This window comes from Chitinophaga flava, from assembly GCF_003308995.1.
In the GTDB taxonomy this organism is placed as follows: Bacteria; Bacteroidota; Bacteroidia; order Chitinophagales; family Chitinophagaceae; genus Chitinophaga; species Chitinophaga flava.
The window spans coordinates 1,389,854-1,413,371 of sequence record NZ_QFFJ01000001.1; the positions used below are offsets into that span (position 1 = coordinate 1,389,854).

Annotated in this window: 21 protein-coding genes; 6 read left to right on the plus strand and 15 right to left on the minus strand. The window is 46.7% G+C overall.

What is annotated here, in order from left to right; genetic code table 11:
• Nucleotides 1-20: 20 nt before the first annotated feature.
• Together DF182_RS05430 and DF182_RS05435 are read right to left on the minus strand one after the other, a co-directional pair.
• On the minus strand, nt 21-1,073 hold the full coding sequence (locus DF182_RS05430; protein WP_113614643.1) for a FecR family protein: 1,053 nt from the start codon (nt 1,071-1,073) through the stop codon (nt 21-23).
• Between the two features lie 86 nt (nt 1,074-1,159).
• A complete protein-coding gene (locus DF182_RS05435; RefSeq protein ID WP_113614644.1) occupies nt 1,160-1,720 on the minus strand; it encodes an RNA polymerase sigma factor in 561 nt (186 codons plus the stop codon).
• A gap of 258 nt (nt 1,721-1,978) precedes the next feature.
• Here DF182_RS05435 and DF182_RS05440 point away from each other — a divergent pair, with 258 nt between their 5' ends.
• From DF182_RS05440 to DF182_RS05450, 3 genes are all read left to right on the plus strand, one after another.
• Nucleotides 1,979-3,019 (plus strand): bifunctional transcriptional activator/DNA repair enzyme AdaA, encoded by a 1,041-nt coding sequence (locus DF182_RS05440; RefSeq protein ID WP_113614645.1) that lies wholly within the window; start codon nt 1,979-1,981, stop codon nt 3,017-3,019.
• A 20-nt stretch (nt 3,020-3,039) separates the two neighbouring features.
• Nucleotides 3,040-4,449, plus strand: coding sequence for an MFS transporter (locus DF182_RS05445; RefSeq protein WP_113614646.1), 1,410 nt, complete (start codon nt 3,040-3,042; stop codon nt 4,447-4,449).
• A 268-nt stretch (nt 4,450-4,717) separates the two neighbouring features.
• A complete protein-coding gene (locus tag DF182_RS05450) occupies nt 4,718-6,046 on the plus strand; it encodes a DUF3472 domain-containing protein (RefSeq protein ID WP_211327056.1) in 1,329 nt (442 codons plus the stop codon).
• A 183-nt stretch (nt 6,047-6,229) separates the two neighbouring features.
• On the opposite strand, the gene DF182_RS05455 is transcribed toward DF182_RS05450, so the two are convergent.
• The 12 genes from DF182_RS05455 to DF182_RS05505 all read right to left on the minus strand — a co-directional run bounded on the left by DF182_RS05455 (nt 6,230) and on the right by DF182_RS05505 (nt 20,069).
• Complete coding sequence (locus DF182_RS05455; protein WP_147243353.1) at nt 6,230-6,688, minus strand: hypothetical protein; 459 nt, start codon at nt 6,686-6,688, stop codon at nt 6,230-6,232.
• Between the two features lie 359 nt (nt 6,689-7,047).
• The gene (locus tag DF182_RS05460; RefSeq protein WP_147243354.1) at nt 7,048-9,126 is read right to left on the minus strand and encodes an LVIVD repeat-containing protein; all 2,079 of its coding nucleotides are present in this window, start codon (nt 9,124-9,126) and stop codon (nt 7,048-7,050) included.
• Between the two features lie 40 nt (nt 9,127-9,166).
• Nucleotides 9,167-10,465: a glycosyltransferase family 2 protein gene (locus DF182_RS05465; protein ID WP_211327057.1), complete on the minus strand. Its 1,299-nt coding sequence runs from the start codon at nt 10,463-10,465 to the stop codon at nt 9,167-9,169.
• A 12-nt stretch (nt 10,466-10,477) separates the two neighbouring features.
• Complete coding sequence (locus tag DF182_RS32435) at nt 10,478-11,464, minus strand: TackOD1 domain-containing metal-binding protein (protein ID WP_211327058.1); 987 nt, start codon at nt 11,462-11,464, stop codon at nt 10,478-10,480.
• Between the two features lie 21 nt (nt 11,465-11,485).
• Nucleotides 11,486-12,541: an HlyD family secretion protein gene (locus DF182_RS05470; protein ID WP_113614649.1), complete on the minus strand. Its 1,056-nt coding sequence runs from the start codon at nt 12,539-12,541 to the stop codon at nt 11,486-11,488.
• Nucleotides 12,538-14,685, minus strand: coding sequence for a TolC family protein (locus DF182_RS05475; protein WP_113614650.1), 2,148 nt, complete (start codon nt 14,683-14,685; stop codon nt 12,538-12,540). The genes DF182_RS05470 and DF182_RS05475 overlap by 4 nt, the downstream gene beginning before the upstream one ends.
• Before the next feature lie 215 nt (nt 14,686-14,900).
• Nucleotides 14,901-15,530, minus strand: a complete 630-nt coding sequence (locus DF182_RS05480) for a response regulator transcription factor (RefSeq protein ID WP_113614651.1) — start codon at nt 15,528-15,530, stop codon at nt 14,901-14,903.
• 357 nt (nt 15,531-15,887) lie between these two features.
• Nucleotides 15,888-16,460 (minus strand): DUF4142 domain-containing protein, encoded by a 573-nt coding sequence (locus DF182_RS05485; RefSeq protein ID WP_113614652.1) that lies wholly within the window; start codon nt 16,458-16,460, stop codon nt 15,888-15,890.
• 58 nt (nt 16,461-16,518) lie between these two features.
• Entirely contained in the window at nt 16,519-17,229 is a 711-nt protein-coding gene (locus DF182_RS05490) for a LytR/AlgR family response regulator transcription factor (RefSeq protein ID WP_113614653.1), read from the minus strand.
• Nucleotides 17,226-18,272, minus strand: coding sequence for a sensor histidine kinase (locus DF182_RS05495; protein ID WP_113614654.1), 1,047 nt, complete (start codon nt 18,270-18,272; stop codon nt 17,226-17,228). Before DF182_RS05495 ends, DF182_RS05490 begins: the two co-directional genes overlap by 4 nt.
• Nucleotide 18,273: 1 nt before the next feature.
• On the minus strand, nt 18,274-19,470 hold the full coding sequence (locus DF182_RS05500) for an acyltransferase family protein (protein ID WP_113614655.1): 1,197 nt from the start codon (nt 19,468-19,470) through the stop codon (nt 18,274-18,276).
• Between the two features lie 95 nt (nt 19,471-19,565).
• Nucleotides 19,566-20,069, minus strand: coding sequence for a hypothetical protein (locus tag DF182_RS05505; RefSeq protein ID WP_113614656.1), 504 nt, complete (start codon nt 20,067-20,069; stop codon nt 19,566-19,568).
• A gap of 59 nt (nt 20,070-20,128) precedes the next feature.
• On the opposite strand from DF182_RS05505, the gene DF182_RS05510 reads away from it, so the two are divergent.
• Together DF182_RS05510 and DF182_RS05515 are read left to right on the plus strand one after the other, a co-directional pair.
• On the plus strand, nt 20,129-20,761 hold the full coding sequence (locus DF182_RS05510; RefSeq protein WP_147243355.1) for a DUF6000 family protein: 633 nt from the start codon (nt 20,129-20,131) through the stop codon (nt 20,759-20,761).
• Nucleotides 20,762-20,772: 11 nt separating this feature from the next.
• Nucleotides 20,773-21,297, plus strand: coding sequence for a hypothetical protein (locus DF182_RS05515; RefSeq protein WP_113614658.1), 525 nt, complete (start codon nt 20,773-20,775; stop codon nt 21,295-21,297).
• Nucleotides 21,298-21,380: 83 nt separating this feature from the next.
• On the opposite strand, the gene DF182_RS05520 is transcribed toward DF182_RS05515, so the two are convergent.
• Nucleotides 21,381-21,734 carry a hypothetical protein gene (locus DF182_RS05520; protein ID WP_113614659.1) on the minus strand — a complete coding sequence of 118 codons (354 nt, stop codon included), beginning with the start codon at nt 21,732-21,734 and terminating at the stop codon, nt 21,381-21,383.
• Nucleotides 21,735-21,923: 189 nt separating this feature from the next.
• On the opposite strand from DF182_RS05520, the gene DF182_RS05525 reads away from it, so the two are divergent.
• Nucleotides 21,924-23,306 carry a glycoside hydrolase family 28 protein gene (locus DF182_RS05525; protein WP_161964067.1) on the plus strand — a complete coding sequence of 461 codons (1,383 nt, stop codon included), beginning with the start codon at nt 21,924-21,926 and terminating at the stop codon, nt 23,304-23,306.
• The last annotated feature ends 212 nt before the right edge of the window (nt 23,307-23,518 follow it).

A 23,518-nucleotide genomic window follows, 5' to 3' on the forward strand; every position in this document is an offset into this window, starting at 1 on the left:
TTATTGTAGATGGATAATTTTTATCTGACTTTTCTGATTGACATATTTCCCTCTCCGGGTATTAACTCCAGGTTATTCAACTGGCATATGACCTCCAGAATATTACGCAATGAATCTGTTTTCATCACCTGTCCGGTGAAATACGCTCCGTCAACATCGCTGTGCTCATAATGGATACTCACTCCGAAAGCCGTCTGTAATTTATTGAGTACTGTATATAACGGTGCATTATTAAATGCCATCAGCACCGCATGTTTTGTAACAGTTGTTTTAGAAGAATGATCGTCACCGGCATTCGCCTTTGTTACCGAATAGATATGCCGGGAAGGATCAAATTGAAACGCTTCACCAGGCAATAAACAAATATCTTCTTTAGCGGTCCCGTCTTTTGTTCTCACCAATACTTTCCCCGTTTCCAGTTTCACGATTACCTGCTGCGGTGTTTGCGCATCTACGGTGAACACCGTGCCTAATGCTGTGGTGATAATATTGCCGGCATAAACAGTAAACGGATGATGTTCATCAGCCTGTACACTGAACACAGCCTTACCCTGCAACGTAATATCCCGTGCAGCATTCTCCGAAAACGACAAGGTAGCTGCTGGCTCCATCGTCACCTGAGATCCTTCCGGCAAGCTGATCTTCACGGTTTTTCCGGTAGTATTACGGATGAATTTCACATGTTGTGCCGCTGCTATTGGATGATGTCTTTTTCTTTGCAGTTGACTGTAATAAATTGTACCCAGCCCCACCAGCATGATCAGGCCTGCAACAGCAGCAACCTGCGGCAACATCCTCCGATATATACTACCGGAGACGCGTAAACGCTGTACAGGCTCCTGCTGCCGTTCCTGCTCCTCCATTTTGTGATGCAGCTGCTTTAATATAGAAGCGGTCTTCTCCGGTGTCAATACCTGCTCACCACTGTCCACAGTCCGATCAAATTCCTTCCGCAGCCATTGCTGCAACATCCCCTCTCCGCCCCACTCCGCCGTAGTTTCCGGACGTGTCACATCGGCCGCCTTTGCTTTTCGGTCTTTCATTTTCTGTATCAGTGCGATGATGTGTTTCATATCTTTCGAATATAAAAAGTAAGATGCCGGAAAAAAGAGGGGTAAGAGGTAGGTTACGGAATTGTTAACAAAAAAAGATAGGCTTATTACAGGTACACAGTCAGAAAGAGTGCGCCCCAAACCGGTACTGTGCGCTGGCTGGAGGCGATGTAGGTGCGTATAGATTTAACAGAAGCCTGCAGATATTCTTTTACGGTATGATGGGAGATACCCAGGATGTCGGAGGCTTCACTGGCTGTTTTACCTTCCAGCCTGCATAACTGAAACACTTCCTTTTTGCGGGGAGGAAGATTCTCTATAGCCTCGCTAATCAATGTCAGCCGGGCTTCCCGAAGATCGGGGTTATCATCTTCCATAGTATCCAGAATAGATGGATAAGCAACCAGTTTCGATTTTTCAGCGGCTGCCTTTTTTAAATACTGTAATGATTTATTATAGCTGACCACAAACAACCAATTGCCCGCTCCCTGTGACAGGTCCAGCTCATGCCGGCTGTTCCAGAAACTCATAAATACTTCCTGAAGAATATCTTCTGCAATGTCGTGCTGCTCTACCAACCGGCAGATGTTCCTAAAAACGGCATGATGATACTGATCATAGATCATATCAAAAGCTTTCACATCAGCTGAGTTCAGAAAGGAAGTCAAAGTTGTGCCTATTTTACTTTACGATAGAATTTCCCGACAAACAAAAGTACAATCGAACCCATAAAATAGCGACTGGATGACATTAAATAATAATTATCAGTAAGTAACTATCTTCTTGTTGTGCCCGTTAAAACATCTCCCCCTATCAGTATTATCAAAAACATCAGTATTATCACAGTTAAAAATACTTGTCAATTTTCCGGTTGTCTGCCGGACAGCGTATAAATACTTTTGCAGCAGTAATTAAAACAACTGACCATGGAACTGAGCTTTGACCGGATGTATAAGGCTTCCATCGAAAAGGACGCCACTTTTGAAGGAGTGTTTTTTACCGCCGTAAAAACAACCGGCATTTTCTGCCGCCCCTCCTGTCATGCGCGAAAGCCCAAACCGGAAAACATTGAATTTTTCCCAACCTCCAAAGCGTGTATACTGAAAGGTTACCGGCCTTGTAAAGTATGCCACCCGCTGGAAAAACTCAACCAGACACCTCCGGCAATACGGCAACTCTTACAAGAACTGTCTGCTGATCCGGGCACCAAATACAAAGATGCAGACCTTATCAAACGCGGCATAGAACCACATCAGATAAGACGCTGGTTTATTAAAAATCACGGTATCACCTTTCATGCTTATCAGCGTATGTTCAGGATCAATTCTGCCTTTAAAAAAATACAGCAGGGTGAATCCGTCACAGAAGCTGCCTATGATGCGGGGTTCGAATCCCTCAGCGGCTTTGGTGATTCCTTTAAAAACATCTTTGGTGTCTCTCCTAAAAAAAGCAGGGCACAGCGGGTCATCGATCTCAAACGGCTGGAAACACCATTAGGCACCATGTACGCCTGTGCTGTGGAAGAAGGTATCTGCCTGCTCGAGTTTACCGACAGAAAAATGCTGGAAACAGAATTCCGGTACCTGTCCCGTACACTGAATGCGACCATTGTACAAGGCGACAACCCACACTTCGATACGCTGGAATCTCAGCTGAAAAACTATTTCGAAGGACAGCGCAAAACCTTCACAGTACCTTTACACACACCAGGGTCCGTATTTCAACAATCTGTCTGGAAGGCACTGCAACAGGTGCCTTACGGTACCACCCAAACCTATAAAACCCAGGCCTCCACGCTGGGAAACCCCGATGCTGTAAGAGCTGTGGCCAATGCCAACGGCATGAACAAAATATCCATCCTCATCCCCTGTCATCGTATCATTGGTACCAATGGTAACCTGACCGGCTACGGCGGCGGTATCTGGCGCAAACAGTGGCTGCTCGACTTCGAAAAAAACAACTCCTGATTTTTTAACATCACCGCTTTATGACATCCTCTTCTTCCACTATCAACAAGTGGTATGCGCTGCTTATTGTCCTCACCGCGCCACTCTTATATGTGATCGACATCTTTATCATCAACATCGCCATCCCTACTATCAAAAGCAGTCTACATGCCACCGATGGCGAAGTCCAGTTAGTGATAGCCGCTTATCTACTAGGCAGCGCCTGTTTCCTGATCACTGGTGGCAGGGCTGGGGACTATCTCGGCAAAAAGAAAGTTTTCTTCTGGGGCATGGGCTGGTTTACGCTCACCTCCTGTTTATGTGGCTTATGTCAAACAGCTGCTCAGTTGAACATTGCCCGTTTTCTGCAGGGCGTCAGTTCTGCGTTTATGGTCACACAGTCTATTTCCCTGATACAGGTATTGTTCCCCGATGCTGCAGAAAGAGCCAAAGCTATTGGCTGGTATGGTATTACACTGAGTATTGCCGCTATCATCGGGCAGATGCTGGGTGGTTACCTCTCTCAGACGCATGTTGCCGTTGAAGGCTGGAGACTGATCTTTTTTATCAACCTGCCTGTGGGAGTGGCCGCTATGTGGGCTATCCGTCGTTATCTGCAGGAAACGGAGAAAACAGACCAGGTACAATTTGATTATCCCGGAGCTATCGTGCTCACGGCAGCACTGGGCTGCCTGATCTATTCCATCACGGAAGGCCGCGAACAACACTGGCCCCGATGGAGTTTTCTGTTGATGATTTTATCATTGGTACTCCTGGGCATATTTGTATATGTGCAGCAGCGAAAGCTGGCCGCTGATCAGGGGCCGCTGATTAATCTGCAATTATTTAAACAGCCGGCGTTTAATATTGGGCTGCTGGCGGTGCTTTTCCACTTTATGCTGCATACCGCTTACCTATTGATGATGGCGGTATTCCTGCAGAACGGCCTGGGCATCTCTGCACTGGCCTGCGGCGCCTGTTTTATTCCGCATGCTTTATTATTTATGTTATCGTCTGTAATAGCTTCCCGGTTGCTGGTGACCTATGGTAAACGGGTGCTGCAAACAGGTTTGCTGATCATTCTGCTGGCTTTTCTGTTGCAGCTCTTTTTTGGCAGCAGTCAGCATCACCCGTTATTATCCATATTATTTATTGCGATATATGGGCTTGGCAATGGCCTGGTACTTCCTTTTCTGTTGAACATTGTGTTGGATAATGTGCCGGTGGAAGATGCCGGCGCTGCTTCAGGTATCTTCTCCACCTTTCAGCAAACAGCATCCGGACTGGGCATCAGTATTATTGGCGGGATATTTTTTGCCGTACTGGAGTCCGGACAACAACCACAGATATATGCCACTGCCCTGCGCTACGGTCTTGTTGCAGGAATGGCCTGCCTGCTCATAGTAGCGCTGATGTTGTACTGGTTGCCTCACAAATCAGCCACGAAATAATTCAGAAAAAAATATTTTTTCTGATAATACTACCTTAACTTACAGTATAACCAAAATGACTGGACCATACTTTCAACAGTGAATAATATTCCCGTGTAATCTTTACCGTAGTGAACAATAGAGAAGGGTAATAGTTACTGTTAGCCATATTACGTTTTACCATCAGCATATGTACTGCCCTGGCCTGTTACAGGCTCAGAAAGGTCATGTCCTGTAAAAAAATAGTATAAGCAAAACTGTCTCATGCAACCATCAAAAATTACGATCCATGAAAATGAAAGCACACCTTATCTTTATGATGATAGCTGTCATGGCTATCTTCTCCTGCAGTAAAAACATGCAGGAAACCCTTCCTGCCAACGCACGTTCACAGAACCAGCTCCAGCAGGCCACTGTACCACCCGCATCCAGTTATGCAGTAGCCCTGGCTGGTAATGGTTTTGTAACTACACTTCCTGCCGGCGGCGCAGAAGTGATCACCAACAACGGATTAGGCAACTGGACCAATGCCGGCAGCATCACCAGCACCTATTTCCGTCTGGGCCTTACTGGTCAGCTTAATGTGGCCGTACGCATGAAAGTGCCCAGCGGCACCAGTAATATCCAGGTGACCGTAAATGGTACCGTCTTCACAAAAACGGTTACCGGTAACGCCTATACGGATTATAACATCGGCACCGTAAACGTTACCAGCGCCGGTTATGTAAAGGTAGACCTGCAGGGCATCAGCAAAAGCAGCAGCTACTTCGGCGATGTGTCTCATATCATCATCAGCGGCAGCGCCACTACTAGCAACGTAGTATACGCCAATGATTCTGCCAATTACTACTGGTCCAGACGCGGCCCTTCTGTACATCTCAACTACCCCGTTCCTTCCGGCACAACGGCAGAATGGTTCTATAACGAAGTAACCGTGCCCGCAGGAGAAGATAAAATCGGTTCCTACTTTATGAGCAACGGCTTCAACGGTGGTTATTTCGGTATCCAGGTCAACAGCGCCACCGAAAGACGTGCCCTGTTCTCCATCTGGGACCCCGCTGTTGGTAAAACCACGCTGGTACGGAAAGGCATCAACGTAGTAGACAACTCCTTCGGCGGCGAAGGTACCGGTGGCCAGAGTTATCTGCTGTTCAACTGGCAGGCAGGCACCACCTATAAATTCCTTACGCATATCCTGCCCGATGGCGCAGGCGGCTCCGATTTCTCCGCCTGGATCTATACTCCGGAAACAGCCAGCTGGCGCTTTATCGCCACCTGGAAACAACCTAACACCACCACCTACCATAGTGGATTATATTCCTTCCTGGAAAATTTCAATGATCAAAACGGCTATCTCGGCAGAAGCGGACAATACAACAACCAATGGATACGGTCTACCACCGGCGTATGGACAGAAATCACCAGCGCCAGATTCACCGCTGATGCCACCGCCACCAATGACCAGCGCAGAGACTACGCCGGCGGCGTAGACAACAGCACCGGCCGGTTTTTCCTCAAAAACGGCGGCTTCTTCGCTGACTATGTTAACTACAATACTACTTTCACGCGCTCCGCTACCGGTGTAGCACCAACAGTGAACCTGAATACTTTACCCTGATGGTTTATAGCGGCTGTTGCTTATACAAAAGGGCTAACCTAAAATTAATAGGTCAGCCCTTTTTATTTTAAAGGGATACAAGCGTAGAAACCGCCTTCGGTATGCGGAAATAATCTCAAAAAGGAAAGAGGTTGCCTCAAACTATTTTTAAGACAACCTCTTTTTAACTCATCCGGTTAACTATTATTTTTGCAAATGCTCATTATTCGTATATCCTACACTTAACTCCACCGTTCCATTATTGATATCCTCCTGCGTAATGGTATAGGGACCACTGCCCAATACTCCACCAGGCCAGGGAGTAGCTGACTTGTATCGCAGTTCTATCCTGTCTCCCACTGAAACAACTATATTCGTGCTGGACGAAGGACAACTGATATAGTTGTATGTGCTCGTTTTTTGATTAAAAACATACGCCTTGTCTGTCGCCAGAATGCTACACAGAGGGCTTACTGTCTCGCTGCCATTGTCACGATAGATATAGAGAGCATTCACAACGATAGAAACAGAACGACGGCCATGTGCATCAGCGGAAACAGTGGTTTTCTTTACACCGGCATTTTTCTTTGTAAGCAGATTTTCTTTTGCTGTCAGTACTTGCACAACAAGCAACATGGAAATGAATAGCGTTAACTTTTTCATGTTTAGTTTTTTATGAGGGTGAATAAAAAAAGAGGAATGATAGTGCATGCTACATATACACCATAAGCAGGATTCCTTAATAAATTACTCCCAAATCTATAAACCACTACTGCATACATTATGCGGTTATCGACAGAATTTGTATAGCATTACTGCATATTATATGCAGTGGGGTTACACGATTAATTAGCCTTGCAACATCAAGCTTTTCAAGACTGGTATTTACGCGCTGTTGTATACATCACCAACTCCTCCAGTGCATGGCGCGTCAATCATCTTGCAGCAGGCAGGAGTTATCAGGGAAATAAAAAAGCGGCAGTAACAGATGTTACTGCCGCTTTTGGTTTATAGGAAGATGATTAATTTTTCTTCACTTGTATGATCTGCAATCCGGCTGTACCGCTGGCAACGAAGATCATATCGTTGTTGATGGCTACAAGGTTGGAAGATGCAGGCAGTGCAACAGTACCTACTAAAGACAGGTCTTTTTTCTGTAACACTACGAGACCATCAGCGCCGTTGGCGAGATATACAAAACACGGGTCAATTGTAGCGCCGTTGGTAAGGCCTTTACCTTTGTGCTGGTAGCGGGCCACGATGCTGCCATCGCTCAGTTTCACCTTGGCTACGCCGTATTTACTGAGGGTAATGTAAGCATATTCATCATCCATTACCACCACGTTTTTACCATCGAGCGGTGTTACCTGCAGGTCCAGTTTATAGTCTTTCATACCACCTCCATTGCTGAACACTTTCAGGTGCACTTCTGTTTCAGCAACGGTCAGGAAAGCATTTTGGTTACCATTGGTGGCCAGGTATTTGGCCTTTTCGTCGGGCTGGGAAGTGAGGATGCTCAGGCTGTTGTAGTCCAGAGAGAACAAACCACCACCGGTAGCACCGGAAACAACCCACAGGCTACCATTAGCAGGCAGTACGGAGTTGCCGCTGAAACTAGGCAGTGGAGCCTCTGCAAAAGTATTTTGACCTGCCAGCATATCACCGGAGAAAGGTATCTTTTCGATGATAGCACCACGGGTATTGTTTTCTTTGTATTTAGACTTGTCAGGATTACGCTGACCTACGGCAAACAGGCGGCTGTCATCCAGGCCCAGACCGTTGAACTCAGCATCTTTGAAAGTCACCAGCTGCACAATGGAAGGACGTACCGGGTTACTCACATTGAATACTTCCAGCGCACCGGCATAAGCTTCGCCATTCTGGTGGTAAGACACATAAGCATATCCGTTTCTGAAACGTACATCTGTAGCACTCAGTTTATTACCACCTACAACAGGAGCCGCTACATTGGCAATCAGCGTAAAGGAAGCACTGTTGCTGCAATAAGTGTTCTTGCCGGCGCCAGGGTTACATTCAGTGGCAGCAATATATTTGTCTCCGTTAACAGTCACTTCCGGACCTTTACGGCCGTTCATGATACTAATACCAGCAGGATCATTGATATCCAGCTTGCCATCCAGCACGCCGCTGCCATTTACAGTGATTTTACCGCTCACGTCTACACGGGCATAAGCGTTATCACCGCCATAAATACCATCGTTTACAAACAGCTCTTTTACTTTCAGGTAAGCGCCACCAGTCATATAGATGGCGCCTTTGCCATTGATATAAAGGGTATTACCGGACTGCATATAGCCGTTGTTGTTAACGCGGGAATTACTGTTGATATTACCACCAACGATCACCCTGCAGTTATTGGTATTGGTGGAATTACCATTAAATGACAGCTCTTTCTGTATTTTCAGCAGTCCTTCGTTGAGGAAGAAATGATTTACGTTTACGTTGTTGTTGACAGTAATTTCGCCACCATTGGTGAAAGCACCCTGTCCATTTACGTTGATACCGTTAAGGGTGATAATACCGTAGTTCACAAATTCTCCGTTGATGCTCAGCTCACTGTTCAGGGAGAAATTGTTGGAATAGTTGGTCACTTTTACGCCGTTCTGAATGCTCAGATCGTTGGCAGAAAATTTGCCGCCGGCGGTGATCATGATCTCGCCTTTGTTGCCGCTGATCCATTGCAGATTAACGGTGCCGCATATACGCAAAGCACCACCTTTCATATTGATACCACCGTTGAATACAGCGCCGCTTTCCACGCATACTACTTCGCCGCTGCCTACTTCCAGTGTGGCGTTTACGTTACCGCTGATAGTGCGGGTGCAACCACTCTGGCAATCAGGAGCGGTGGCAGTTTTTGCCATAGTAGCCATAGCCTGGCGGACCATACCGTTAGGCCCTGCAAACTCCAGTGACTGATTGGACAGCGCAAGGCGGCTGTTGAGTACACCGGCATCTGTTATTTCTTCGATACGCGCATCGCTTTCCGGAGTCGTAATCGCCTGCTGCAGTTCTTTACGGCAGCCTACCATCGCCAGCAAGGCGAACAAACAAAATGTGTAAATGTAATGTTGCTTCATTCTCATGTCTAATCTAAATGATAAAATTCCCGGTTAATATTTACAATCCATATTCCAATGCTTTACGGGAGGTCTTGGCGGGGTTCCATGGGTCCTTATAGGATGAATAGAACAATAACTCCCTGATATAGGCCACCGTGCGTACTATCCGCATATAATAACCTACGTAAACGGTAAGTGCCGGTACATACAGCAACAGCGGCAGGTCTTTTTTCTTCTGTTTGCTGATCGCCAGTGCTATCATAAACTGCATCAGGTTCATAATAAAATACATGACCAGTTTAATGGGCAACACAAATACCAGCGCCGTGAAGTTGAACAATATCAATCCGATGACATACACCACCCAGATAAAATCTGCAATCACGTTGAAGTATATATTTTCCACGAAGGCCAGAAAATTCAGCATACTGAAGTTTCTGCCGGGGAAGAAAACATCCCGGTGCTTACGCAGTCGGAACCGGATGATAGACTTGTTCCAGCGCAGTCTTTGTTTGGTAAGCCCTTTCCAGGTTTCGGGCACATTGGTCAAACAAACCGCTTCTTCTTCGAATATTATTCTGAAGCCCAGTTTACGGATACGGATGGTGATATCTCCATCCAGTCCGGGACCAATGTCCCAGCCGCCGATACGGCGCAACAATGCTGTGGGGAAAGCGCCAAAGGCTCCGGATATAATCTTGTAGATGCCCAGCCAGGACAATACAATACGGCCCACATGCACAGAGTTAAGATATTCCAGCGCCTGGAGCGAAGTACACAGATTCGTTCCGCTATTACGCACCTTTACATTTCCCCCTACTCCACCTACATTTTCATAGCGGAAAAACGGGAGCAGTATTTTTTCTACAGCATCAGGAGCCAGTGATGAATCGGCATCCAGATGTACCACATATTGTCCTTTCGCATATCGTAGTCCGAAGTTGGCCGCACTGGCTTTACCGCCTCGTTCGGGGTTGCGCAGGTACAGGTTAATCAGCCCATTCTTCTGCAGGTCGCGGCATATCAGCGGTGTATTATCATCAGAACCATCATCTACGATGATCAGCTCATAGTTGCGATAGGTTTGTGCTGCCAGCGACTTTACAAGGGCATAGATATGTTTACCTTCATTTTTGCCCGGCACCAGCACGGTTATCAGCGGGTTTTCCGTAAATAGTCTTTCTCTCGCAGCCTTCCACTCGTTCCGGGTAAGCCATCGCTGCAGACGGGAAAAAACCACACCTATCAAATCTCCCAGCACATAGCGGGGAAACTCAATAAACAGCACAAACCAGAACAATCGTATCATACTACGGTCGTCCAGCGCGTGAAAAAAGTCGTACAGATAAGTCCACATACCCAGGTTGTATTAAGATGCCATAATACCGGCAAGCAGGTTGTACCGGCCTTCGTTCCAGATAGTTTGTACACCGGCCGGAGTAAGCGCATATTCATATACGATATGCTCCTTCAGCTGCTCAATAGGTGTCACATGTTTACAGCTTACGCAGAAAGCGGAGATCTCCGGTTCCTGAAACGTATTGTAGCAGCTCTGGCAGGTCATCACCATGGAAGGACGGTCGTAGTCAGTGCCCAGGTGGCCTAATGACTGGCTGCATTTGGGACAGCTCAGATGGTCGCCATGTACATAGTCACTTTCAGGGCCCACGTTGGCACACATAAAGTGATGTATCACATGCTCTGCATGCAGATGATGAGAGTGGCAGGAAGGACAGGTCTCCCGGTAATTGAGATAACCACTGGAACAGTGACTGCACAGATGCAGTTTGTCCACAAACTTCCTGGACAGCAGGTTATGTTGAATGGCGTATTGCAATATTCTTTCGTACTCCTGAAACTGGCCATGGGCGAAGTTCACATCAAATACAGGCAGCATATAACCTGTCAATGAGTACCTGGAAGGTACCGGAGTGATATTACGGTGGCGGCTATACGCAAAACGCATAGCTTTCAGCAGCGGCAAAGCCATGCCTGGTTGCAGCTGATGGTTGTCGCTCCATTTTTCAATAAGTTGTTCCACACGGCCCAGCAGCGGCAGGTATGCTGCTATGGAAACACTGTTGAGCAGACCGTCAGACAGTTCTGCGAACATTTCCTTTTCCTGGCAGTGCTGCCAGTTGATTACAAAAACCGGTTTGAGATAACAGGCGGGATCATTGGCCGCACGTATATTTTTGAGCAAATCCAGACATTCCTTTTCCTCACCTGCATCCAGTATCACGGCATCAAAGCCCGGCAGCGTGGCCGGTGTCACTTCCCTGCATTGTTGTACAAACAGCAGGTGTTTACCAAATTCGTGAAGGATGAGCGTTGCGTCTTTTATTGTTGCTATCATATCTTGTCTGTTTTACTATCGTTAGAAGAGGGAGCGTTTACGGGAGATCTCTACGCTTAATATATTTTGTGCGGGCCAGCGGGCACCACTGCTGGGCCTTATTTCAGCTACCAGCTTACGGGCAGCGGGCCGGTCGGTAAGACGCAGTTCAGCAGGTGTTTTGGCCAGCTCTTCGTATATGCGTACGATCACGCCTTCTGATTTGATCTTGCCCGGGAAGAGCAGCTCTACACGGTCGTTTTCGGAAAAATGCAGCAGGTCGTCCTGTTCCAGGTAAGCCTGTATATATTGGTCCTGTTGTAAGATGCTGGTAACTTCACTGCTGCGGTATGCCACTTCCTGTGCAGGCGTATGCAGGCGGTCCAGCCGGCCATGTACAGGAGCATAGTAGGTTTCAGTGGTGCTGTCGGCATTGGCGGCTTGTGCAGCCACTGCGGCTGTGGTCTGTTTCTGCAGTCCCGACAACTGAGCAGCATAATTTTCCAGCGCCTTTATCTCTGCAGCCAACGCAGTGGCTTTGGCACCCAACATAGCTGACTGGCGGTTGGCGTCGTCTACACTGGTGGCTGGTGCTACATCGAGATATACCTTCAGCTGCTGGGCTTCCTTTTCCTGTTGATATATCCGCTGCTGGGCCAGCAGCGCACTTCTTTCTGCTTTTTTCTGCTCGATGGTGCGGATAATATTGAGCCTTTCCTTTGCATCGGCATGGTCCATAGTCACTTCACGGTAAGCCAGGTCATTACTGGCCTGACGAAAATCCCTGGTATACCGGAACAGCGGCTGTCCCTGGCGGATGCTGTCACCTTCCTTCACCAGGTATTGCAGTACACGAACATCATAAGGGAAATTCACGACAACAGACTGACGACGCAGCTGGCCTACTGCATGGTAATAGAAAAGTCGGTTGAACAGCCATACACTAAAGGAAATCAAAGCAATGGCCAGTATGGCCAGATAGATCCAGCGTCCCCAGTTTATTTTTTTGGCCGTCTTTACCGGTGTCATATTGGCCGGCATAGCCGGCTGATGTGTAAATTTCAGTTTCATGGCTTGTCTTTGCGTTGTGTTGTTCATGGCTGCGTTTCTCCTTCTTTGTTAAAGATGGTACGCTGGTCCAGCATCAACATACGTTTGAGATCATGTATAGCAATGGTGCTCTCGCCGGTGCGTGTCAGGATATCCTGTATCCATTGCTCCATAGTGTTGCGGTTATCGTAATCGGCTGCGCTCAGTGCGATTACCAGATGATGCCCCAGTATGGCCCTGGCGGCGGCTGTACGCTGCAGTACATCATCAGCACTTTTACGTTCATACGCCATCGCATATACGGTAATATTTTGTTGCGCCATAGCCTGCAGAAATGATTCCGGATAAAACACCGGAATGCTCACGGCCGGGGCAGCGAATTGATTACGGGCACACCATTGAGCGGCGGCAGATACCAGCTGCTGTAAACGCTGCAGGTAGGTATCTTTCTGCTGACGCCAATCGGGAAGCGCATGTGGTTCTATGTCCAGATGGAAGCGTACAAAACCTGCGGCCTTTAATGTTTCCATACGTTGTACCAGCTCCTGTTCTCCTGTCGTGCTGTTCAGTAGTTTGTTGTTGCCGATGAGTGCTGATACAGTGATACCTTGTTTGGCAGCCTGCTGTAAAAAAGTCGTCAGCTTGCTGTTATCTTTCATTTCACCTGGCGATAGAATCGCCTCTGTAATGTGGTTGTTGCCCATGTAAGCCAGGATAACACTATTACTGTACTGACTGAAAGATTCACTCCAGATGTATACGGAGCGCTGGCCGGCATATGGCTGTAATACAGGTTCCAGCTTTACCGGTTTGGTATATTCCATAATGCTTTTATTCTCAGAAAGACAATGTGCTTTCACCAGCTTCATATACAGCAGCTGACGGGTGCTCAGCATTTCATAAGCTACGGCATAGTACTGGCGTACCAGGTCCATACCATAAACAGGGCTGAAGTGCGCACTGTCCAGCGAAGCTTTTAAAGACTCTTTTCTTATTTTTTCCAGCAGGTACATCTGCTGACCATAAGCTTCCTGATAACGGTGTAACGCGTCCGTATACTCGTAGCTGAGGTTCAGCAGACCGTTCAGATGGTCTTGTTCGTTGTTGTCATTTTCCAGCTGTTGCAACAGGGCCTGTTGCTCGGCCAATGCTTTCACATTACTTTTGCCGGTCAGTGGTACTGCTACGGTGAGGCCGGCGCTACCAAAGTTGCGTGCGCTGCCGGAATTGCCGGTGTAGTTATTATAGCGCAACCAGGTATGCAGATTTACTTTGCTGCTCTGTTTGCGGCTCAGTTCATATTGTTGTTTGTAAAGGTCTGTCAACTGGGCGTTTGCGGGCTGTTGTGCTACAAGTGCGCCCGGATTCAGTTCCAGCAGGGGAAGTGCAGCTACGTTCAGCGCCGTGTCAGGAGCGGTGTTGCCCATGCTGACAGCGAGGGAAGTGCGGAAGTTGTGCAGATCTTCCAACAGCTGCCGGCAGGCGGCTGCTTCGCCTTTAAGGCGGATCAACTGTTCGGAAGGCAGCAGACGTACCTGATGCATATCGGCAGCCAGGGCGGTATGCGCCTCCAGCATCTGCAGCCGTTCCTCCGTGAGGACTTCTCTTGCTCTGGTGAAAATATAAGTGAGGTAACGTAACTGCAACGGATAAGCTTCCTGACGTACCTGTTTTTGTTGCAGGAGGTCATTGATCTGCTGATCTACTTTTGCTTTTGCAGTGCTTCTGCTTTTGTCAAAAAAACCTTTGTTTCCCAGCAAAGCCCAGTCGATACCGGCATAAGCGCGGTTGCGGAAGTACATGTCTTCTTCGAAACTGAGACCTGATTTGAAGTTCTGCTGGAAACCACCATTAAGACTAAGGCCATTATTACGGCGGCGTTCCTGTAGTTCCAGTTCACTGATACGGTTAAGCAACTCATAACGGGAGGCAGCAGTAACTGGTGTATTCAGCAGATTATCGATGACTGCGGTATTGGTAGTAGCTTTCGCTTCCTGCAACAGTTTGGCTTGTTCAGAAAAATAAAGTGTACCGTAGGAAGAAGCGATGGCTTGTGTTAATGCAGCACGAGTAGGTGCGTCACCGTTAGTTCGGGTGTCGTGTGCCTGTGCAACAGGTGACATCTGTAAAAAGAAGATGCAAAGGGCTGTCAGCAACAGGAAGGGCTGCCTGTATGAGAATATATTTACCATCGTATTAATATGATTCGGGTTTCTGCACTTATGCGCGATGCTCTGTTAATTGTGTTTCCTTATGAGGCAACAGATTGGGAGTATATCGATGAATGCGTGGGTAACTGCATTTTTATAAGTACGGCGCAAAAGTACGACGGTGTGGGATATACGTTATCACCCCGTTGGGGGGATTTTTAAACCCCGGGGATAAAAAGGTCTGTAAAAAGGTAGGATCAAATCCAATTACGGGCATTCACTACACGGATAGCGTCGGCTTTGTTGTTGACATCCAGCTTCTGGAAAATATTCTTTATATGACTCTTAATGGTTTCTTTGCTCAGAAATAAATCATCTGCAATACGGGTATAACTTTTACCTTCTGCCACCCCCTGCATCACCTGCACTTCTCTCTCTGACAAGGGTGAATCCTGCTGCCGCTGGAAAGACTGGACTACCATCCTGGCTACTGAAGGACTCATAGGTGCACCTCCAGCCAAAGCCTCGTCCAGCAAAGGAATAAGCCGGCGAATGTTTTCATCTTTCAGAATATACCCAACTGCTCCGGCCTTTAATGCACTAAAGATCAGTTCATCATTTTCTGCTGCAGTAAGGATCAGCACTATGCATCTGGGTAACTTCTTTTTAATCCGGGAAGTGCCTTCAATGCCGTTCATTCCCAGTAACCGGATATCCATTAACACAATATCAGGCATGTCGTGATCCAGATACTGCAAGGCATCTTCGCAACGATCATATGCGCTCACTAATTGATAACGCGTAGCAGTCGACAGTGTGTGGCTGATTGTTTTGCTGACCATCTCATTATCTTCCACCAACACAACACGGTACATTTGCACATCCATAGCATTAGGAATCTGATGTATTGCAATATAAAAGCTAATCGCATAAAACACAACAGGTTACATGTATTTATTTTATTATAAAATAACAATCCTATTCCTCCTGGGAATTGAATATTAAAAAATAAACAAATAATATTTTTCCTTTAATTATTTATATGGATGATGGATACTTTGCTGGAAGTAAAAAACGTACCGTTCTGGTATTGGATGTGAACGCGGAAAGCTCTCGCCCCCGCGACAATGCAGAAGCAGTAAATAGATTTTGTTGCACTAACAGATTAAAGATCATGATACGGGAAACAATGAGAACGTTGCCCGCGTATAGGATAGGGAGTTAGTAAACAGACACCACACCTGTTAATCGTGTGAAATATTCCGGTTATTCATCTGTTTACGCATATCTTCCAGGATCTTGTTTGCCTCAGTCATACTGGAATCCAGCGCAGGCAGTGTTCTCTGCACATATGACCGGATAGCAGTATCCTTATCATTGGTATCCTTATTCAGTCTTTCAATCATCATCTTTTGTTCATGTACCATATGCCTGATATAAGACCGGTCAAATTCATCTTTGTTTTCTTCATTTAACCGCCCTACTTCGTCCTGGTCATTCCTTGACAGCTCCGGCACCAGGTTAACGCCTTGTCTATGCGCGATGTCCTGTAATTGCAGCGTAGAAGCGGTATGCTGTTTTATCATATCACCACCGAATTTTTTCACCCGATCATCTGTCGCTTTTTGTACAGCGACCTCACCTAACCGGATCTGTTTCAGATCAAACGCAGCCATACGTTCCAGGAAACTGCCTTCTTTTTCTTCCGTCCGGGTCATTTCTTCCCTGGCTTCCGTGTTGTCATGACGCGCCTCATTCCCCCGCTGTCCACAGGCCATCAACACTACTGCCAGCACTGGAATACAAAGTCTTTTCATGATCGTTTTTTTAGGAAGGGCATCAATTGAAGTGCCAATTCGTAGCAGGATCAACCAGTTACTTCTTCAGCAAGCGGTTGTTCACAATCTTTTCCAGTACCTCTTCCTTCTGGTATTTACTGATAGGCACCTGATGAGACCCCATATGCAGCATATTACCTTCGATAGCACTGATATGCTGGATATTCACCACATACGACTTGTGCGGCTGTATGAACTGCTGAGCCGGCAGCATTTCCACTACCGATTTTAAAGTGGCATGTGTAATGATTTTCCGGTCTGTGGTATAAACAGCCACATAATTCTCCAATGCTTCAGCAAACAAAATTTCCTGATATAAAACCTTCTCCAGCTTTTTGTCAGACTTGATGAAGAAATATGGCTGTGTTGCTGTATTCTGCGCCGCAAAAAAATCATATGCCTTATTCGCCGCTTTCAGAAACCGCTCAAAAGATACCGGCTTCAGCAGATAATCGAGCACGTCCAGCTCAAAGCCCTGTATGGCGTAGCGTTCATAAGCAGTAGTAAAAATTACCTTGGGCGGGTTGGGATAGTTCTTCAGAAATTCTATACCATTGATGTAGGGCATTTCTATATCCAGCAGCAACAGGTCTACCGGTTGTTGTTTCAGGACGGAATTCAGCTGTATGGCATCTTCACATACTGCCACTACCTGTAAAAAACCGGTACACTCTGCATACCCTAGTATACCTCTGGCAGCCAGTGGTTCATCATCTGTGATCACACAGCGTATAGTCACGTTGCTCATTCGTTGATCGTTAGTTTTAATTCTGCTATAAATTGTTGTTGCCGTACACCCGCAGAAAATCTATGTCTGCCGGGATAAAGCAATTCCAGCCTGCGTTGCAGGTTCTCTAACCCTATACCGTTTTTTCTTTCAATATCCATATCCGGTAAATCCGGTGCTGCGGCCGGCAGGGAATTTTCCACATAAAAGCTGATCTCACCACCCTGCTTACGCAGCAGCAACTGCAGCTGATATTCGCCTCCTATATATTTAAACGCATTTTCTACCAGCGGCAGAAACAGCAACGGATACACTTTTTCATCCCGCAACTGCTCATCAAAATATACCTGCAACTGCAGTTTTCTGGTAGAACGGATTTTCTGCAGTTCTACAAAATGTTGCAGGTACTGTATTTCATGGCTGATGCATACCTTTTCCTGCTGGTCGTACAACTGATAACGAAGCAGGTCCGCAAATTTCTCCACCGTTTTTTTAGCAGCCGCCACATCTTCATCCATCTGAAAATAGATCGTATTCAGCGCATTGAACAGAAAATGCGGATGATACTGCGCCCGTAAAAACTTCAGCTCCGTTTCCAGCTTGTCATTCGTTATTTTTTCCAGCTGCAGCCTGTTATCAGCATAAGCCATGGAATAATCGTAACTCCGTCTTACCCCATAATAAATCAGCGCATAAAACAAAGGAATGATATTCACATCCACCAGATCAAACCATTGGAGACCATTATCTGTCAGGGCTACCATCGGTATCATAAATACATTCTGTACCACCAGATTGATCAAAAATACACCCAGCAACTCCTGACGGATTCTTTTGGAGGAAAAATTGTCATGCCATTTTTTATCAAAATAGTGAAACACACGGCGGTCGCCCCACAGGAACATAAACCCCATCAGTATACTGAATGCCATTTCAGTACAGTTTAACGCCCAGGACCTCTTCCAGAACTGCATGCCGGTAACACTGTCTGTCAGCAGCCGGATCGTGAAGTAAGCCATCAGACCATATAAGGCCGGGAAAATATATCTCCAGAAGAATTTCATATTATACGTTCGACATTTCAGGTAATACAATTTCGGTTGCAGCTTTCTCCGGGGCCTTCTTTCGTTTAGCCGGCTTCATCCCAAACAGGAAGCGCATCACTGGGTAGGGCCTGATATACAGATGAAAAATACTCATACTGATAAAGAATGTGACCAGTACGGTAAAGATATATTTCAATCCGATATCTTCCTGCAAATTGGCCAGGTAAAAAGTCAGTATCACAATAACAGTCTGATGCAGGATATAAAAGGGATAAACCGCCTCATTGACATAATCCAGCACCCTGCTTTTTTTCTGAAGATACCTTTTACCATAACCAATCGCTGTAAATACCCACATCCAGGCACACACAACGGCCAGGGCTGTATATGACCATCCCTGCAGGCCCTGCCAGCCATAACCCGGCTCCAGCTTATTCCACCGTAAATAATTGATCAGCATCAGACTGGCAAAAGCGATGGCAAAAGAAGTACGGCGGTTACGCTCCAGGCTATCCATCAACAGCGGATTGGCAATACAGCAAAAACCAGCCAGTAAAAACCATAGATAATAAGGGAAATAAGCATAATCATGGATAAGATCGCCGGTTTGCTGGTACATACGGGACAGGAAAGCATGAGAAACCACACTAGGCACCATCAGTATATATACCCACCAGCCCGAGGCCAACGGATTCAGCTTCTGCAGCCATTGTTTTCCTTTGGGAGATCCCAGCCACACAAACAAGGGCGCACAGAGGATATCATAGGCCAGCAGATAACAGATGAACCAGAGATGATGCCAGCTCATATTGCCTTTGGGATAGGCTCCTGTACTAAACATCGCGGTATAAAAATCCCAGAAATTACCCTTATACCCCTGCGTTACCCGCTCCAGGTATACCTGCGGTGGCACTATCACCAGCACGCCCACCAGCAGGGGCACAAATAAACGCCGAAAACGAAGCCCCAGAAAACCGCCACCACTGCGGCTCTGTAGCATATAATAACTAACGGTACCCGAAATAAAAAACAACAGTGGCATCCGGAAACGGTGCAGGAAATCATTCATCTCCAGCAACGCGTGGCTCGTGGCATTGTTTTTAATATGCCATCCCCACTCAGCCACATACGGCATGGCAGAATGAAAAAACAATACGCCGGCAATGGCGATGATCCGTAACCAGTCGAGATAAGTTTGTCGGTAGGTTGTTTGCATGTGATCAGTTTTATGCAAACCTACCCGTAAACCGGGCCTTCAGAAAAGATCTTTGACGTGTGGACAGTTTTGCCAGGTAAATAGACAAATTAGCCTCAGCCCGCTACCCTGGCAGCTGCAAAGGCATTCAAAAACTGCATAAAAGCCTCAGGTTCAAAACCATCCCTGCCATCTGCATAATACCTTGTTTTTCCCTGCTGAAGAATATGCAGTACAAAATAACGGCGGCCTTCCCGGAAGGACTTGTAAGTAGTCGCCTCCTGATGTTGCCGGACCTCCAGAACAGTATCAGCTATATTAAAACAAACCCGCCTGCGCCGGAAAAAACGGATATAATCCACCTCTATCTGGTCGCCCCGGAGACGCAGGGCTATCGTATCACAGTCCATCGCTATGAGAAAAGCAAGAAACAAAAATAATAGTACGAATATTATCTGCACCACTTTTTCATTTATTAAGAAGCCTGCCAGCAGGAACGGCCCCAAGGCAGCATAGTATAATAAACGACCCCTCTGTTTTTGGGTAGATACAATTTCCATGGGCTTATGCCTTATAACGGTCAGGGATATCTTTAAACTTACAAAAATATCTTCATCCATCTCATTTGTTATTTTACTTCAATCCGCGTAAATTACCCGTAATTAAGCTATCCTATACCATGAACGATTTGCAGCATATGACCGACCTCCATGCGGGCGGAAACCTTGTCCAACAACCATCTCCCTTTGCCAGCCTGCCTTCTCATCAAAACAACTCTGAACTGCCGTTAAACATCATTCATCAATGGGTAAAGCCCTACTATATGAATGTAGGATCCGGCAATGACGAATGGATAGAACCCTTTATAAATATCAAGCCACTCATCACACACGACTTGACAACTTTATTGCTGGGCGATTCCAACTGGCAGACCCGAAAAGTAGGCGCCTATCTGGCCGCAGTCAACAATTATACTGACCTGATAGACATCATTGGCTCCCGGTTTCTCAAAAATGAGCAATATCAGGGACGCATGTACGCCCTCGTACTCGCCAGCTTCAATACCAGCAAAAGCATCGATTATCTCGACAACTACCTCCTCTATTACCTGAAAAAACCGGAACTGCACTACGACCAGCAATCGGCAATGGAAGCCTTGCTGTATCTGGACACCATCAACGGTACTAACCACTGCAGCCGCCATTTTCCGAACTGGATACAGCTCCGGCAACAATGGCTGCACGTATCCGGCCTCTCTCTTCAATACTACGAAGAACAGCTTTCGCTCCTTAAAATTTTACAGAAAAGCTAAATCATAGTGCCATGAACAAGATCATTAGCGCCGTTTTTGTATTGTTGCTGAGCTTTGTGGCAATCCATGCCCAGGCACAGAACAGACCCGTCTTCCCGGATGAAAACGAGCTGAAAGTAAAAGAAGATTATCCGAAATACGAACCACTGGTGATATCAGCTGCCGAATGGCTGGTGGAAACAGATATCGATAAACAAACAGATATCAGACAGGCTACCAACATTTTTATCCTTCGTTGGACAACCGGATCTCCCAATGTCAGCATTGTCATTGAAAAACCCCACATGAAACTGCTGGACAATAACCCACCCCTGATCCCGGTTTACCTGGCCAATTACGCCAGTTACTGCATCTCCCACCAGTCCTACAAAGACCAGATAGAACCCACTAAATCCGCACTGATAGCGATTTCCAAGGTGTATAAAAAAGGAATAGGCGTGAATAAAAACAAAGCCCTCGAAAAATTGGCGGAAGTCATTGAACGGCAACAGCTGGATGAATATGTCAATAAAAACATGAAACCGGCGCAAAAGTAAGTCTCAGGCAGCCTTCAGCCTCATCCACCTGAACGCCACCGCCCATACCACTCCGAGTACAAGGGTAGTCACCACCCCCATCCCTAACACTGCATTGTCTGCAACATCAAGGCTGGCAGTAAGCATGTATATAAAGAGAAAACAGATCCAGGGAGCGATAGCAGACAAAAGGTATACCTGACTACCGTAATGGGATAAGACTTATTTTTTATTAAAAGATCTTTACCAGCCTTACGGCCCAGCAGCCAGACAGGAAGCACAATGGCCACCAGCAAAATACCATCTACAGGATTGATCTGGCTACTCAGTATAAAGATAATACTATTGAAGGGATCGCTCCGCCACACGAGGAACATGATTTCCAGCAGCACCACGCCCGGTAGTATGCATTTAAGGGCTGTTGTTGCGCCCAGTTGCCGGGCATCTTTTTCATTCATAGGTTAGTTAATAAATTCGCTGCAATATACTCCTCAGGACTATAGCAGATCATCCCACAAAATAGTCAACTCATTACCCTGATAAGTATATCCCCCTTGCGTAATAAAATATTATAGCGTAGTTTATCTTTTTTTTGTGAAGAGATGAAGATGTCCTGCCGACCTCCTGAAAATTTTAAACATTTCGTTATGAAAACAGTTTTTTTAACACTGTTTGCTCTTCTCCTGTTATGCGATGTTATGGCCAATACCATTAATATTGCCGACCGCGGCGCCAAAGGTGATGGCAAAACTGACAATACCGCCATCATCCAGCAGGCTATAAATGAATGCCAGCAAGGCACGGTCCTTATTCCCCAGGGGAATTACCTCACCGGCCCGCTTGTCCTCAAATCTGATATCCGGCTGTATCTCGAATACGGTGCCACCCTCACCGGTATCCCCGATATGAAAAAATATCCCCGCCCCGCCAAAGGCGGCACCCCTTCCCTGCTCCACGCTGCAGATGCCGCCAACATCACCATCTGCGGTGAAGGCACGATCGACGGCCAGGGCGACCATCCCAGCTTCCAGCTGGGCGACGACAGTAAAACCGGCGCCATCCGCCCTATGCTCCTCCATATGGAACGCTGCCGGCATATCACCGTAAAAGATGTCCATATCCGCAACGCAGCCTACTGGGTACAGAAATACGAAGGTTGCGACGATGTAACACTACATGCACTTAAAATATACAGCCACGGCAACTATAACAACGATGGCATAGATATCAGCGGCAGCAGCAACGTACTCATTTCCGATTGTTATATCGATACCGATGATGATGCACTTTGTTTCAAAAGTGAAGTCAATGCTTCCTGCGAAAACATTACCGTCAGTAATTGTGTGCTGCGGAGCAACTGCAATGCGCTCAAGTTCGGCACCGGCTCCTTCAGTGGCTTCAAAAACATCGCTGTCTCCAATATCGCTATACACAAGGCTTCCGAAGAAAACCGCCGTCACTGGAAAAAAAATATGCCCTGGATGGGTATCACCACCGATACCACCGTCATCGCCGGAATAGCCCTGGAAGTAGTAGACGGCGGTAGCATGGACCAGGTCATCATTTCGGGAGTCGCTATGAAAGACGTGCAGACACCCGTTTTCATCCGCCTGGGCGATCGTAACAGAGGCAATACTATCAGCTCTCTGAAAAATGTGATCATCAGCAACATCATCGCGCAAAGCGCCAGCCAGCTCACATCCAGCATTACCGGCATCCCCGGCTATTATGTGGAAAATGTGTCCATCAGTCATGTGATCATTACCACGCCAGGCGGAGCTGCCAATAGCAACAAACCCGTACCCGAAAACATAGCCGCTTATCCCGAAAACAGAATGTTTGGTACCACACTGCCTGCAGCAGCCTTTTATCTGCGGCATGTCAAAAACATTTCCTTCGAAGATATCCGCGTCAACACGCTGCAGCCTGACGCTCGCCCGGCATTTGTGCTGGACGATGTCAGCGGCTTCGAAAACAACCGCTGCTGGGTCAACGGCACCACTGCCACTGTTTCTATCTTAAAAAACTAACCGGATTTTCTAACTTTGATACGAAGTAATCGCCGGCCAACCAGCTAAAGCCGTAACCGTCATAGACCTGTATTTCCTCGACGCTGATAATCATCTCCGCGCTGAGCTTACAATAGACGGGCTGCATCTGAAACGGGAAGGATATGCCGTATGGGCGGAAATACTGAAGAAAGAAAATAAGAATTTAATCAATATATCCTGCAACAGTAATT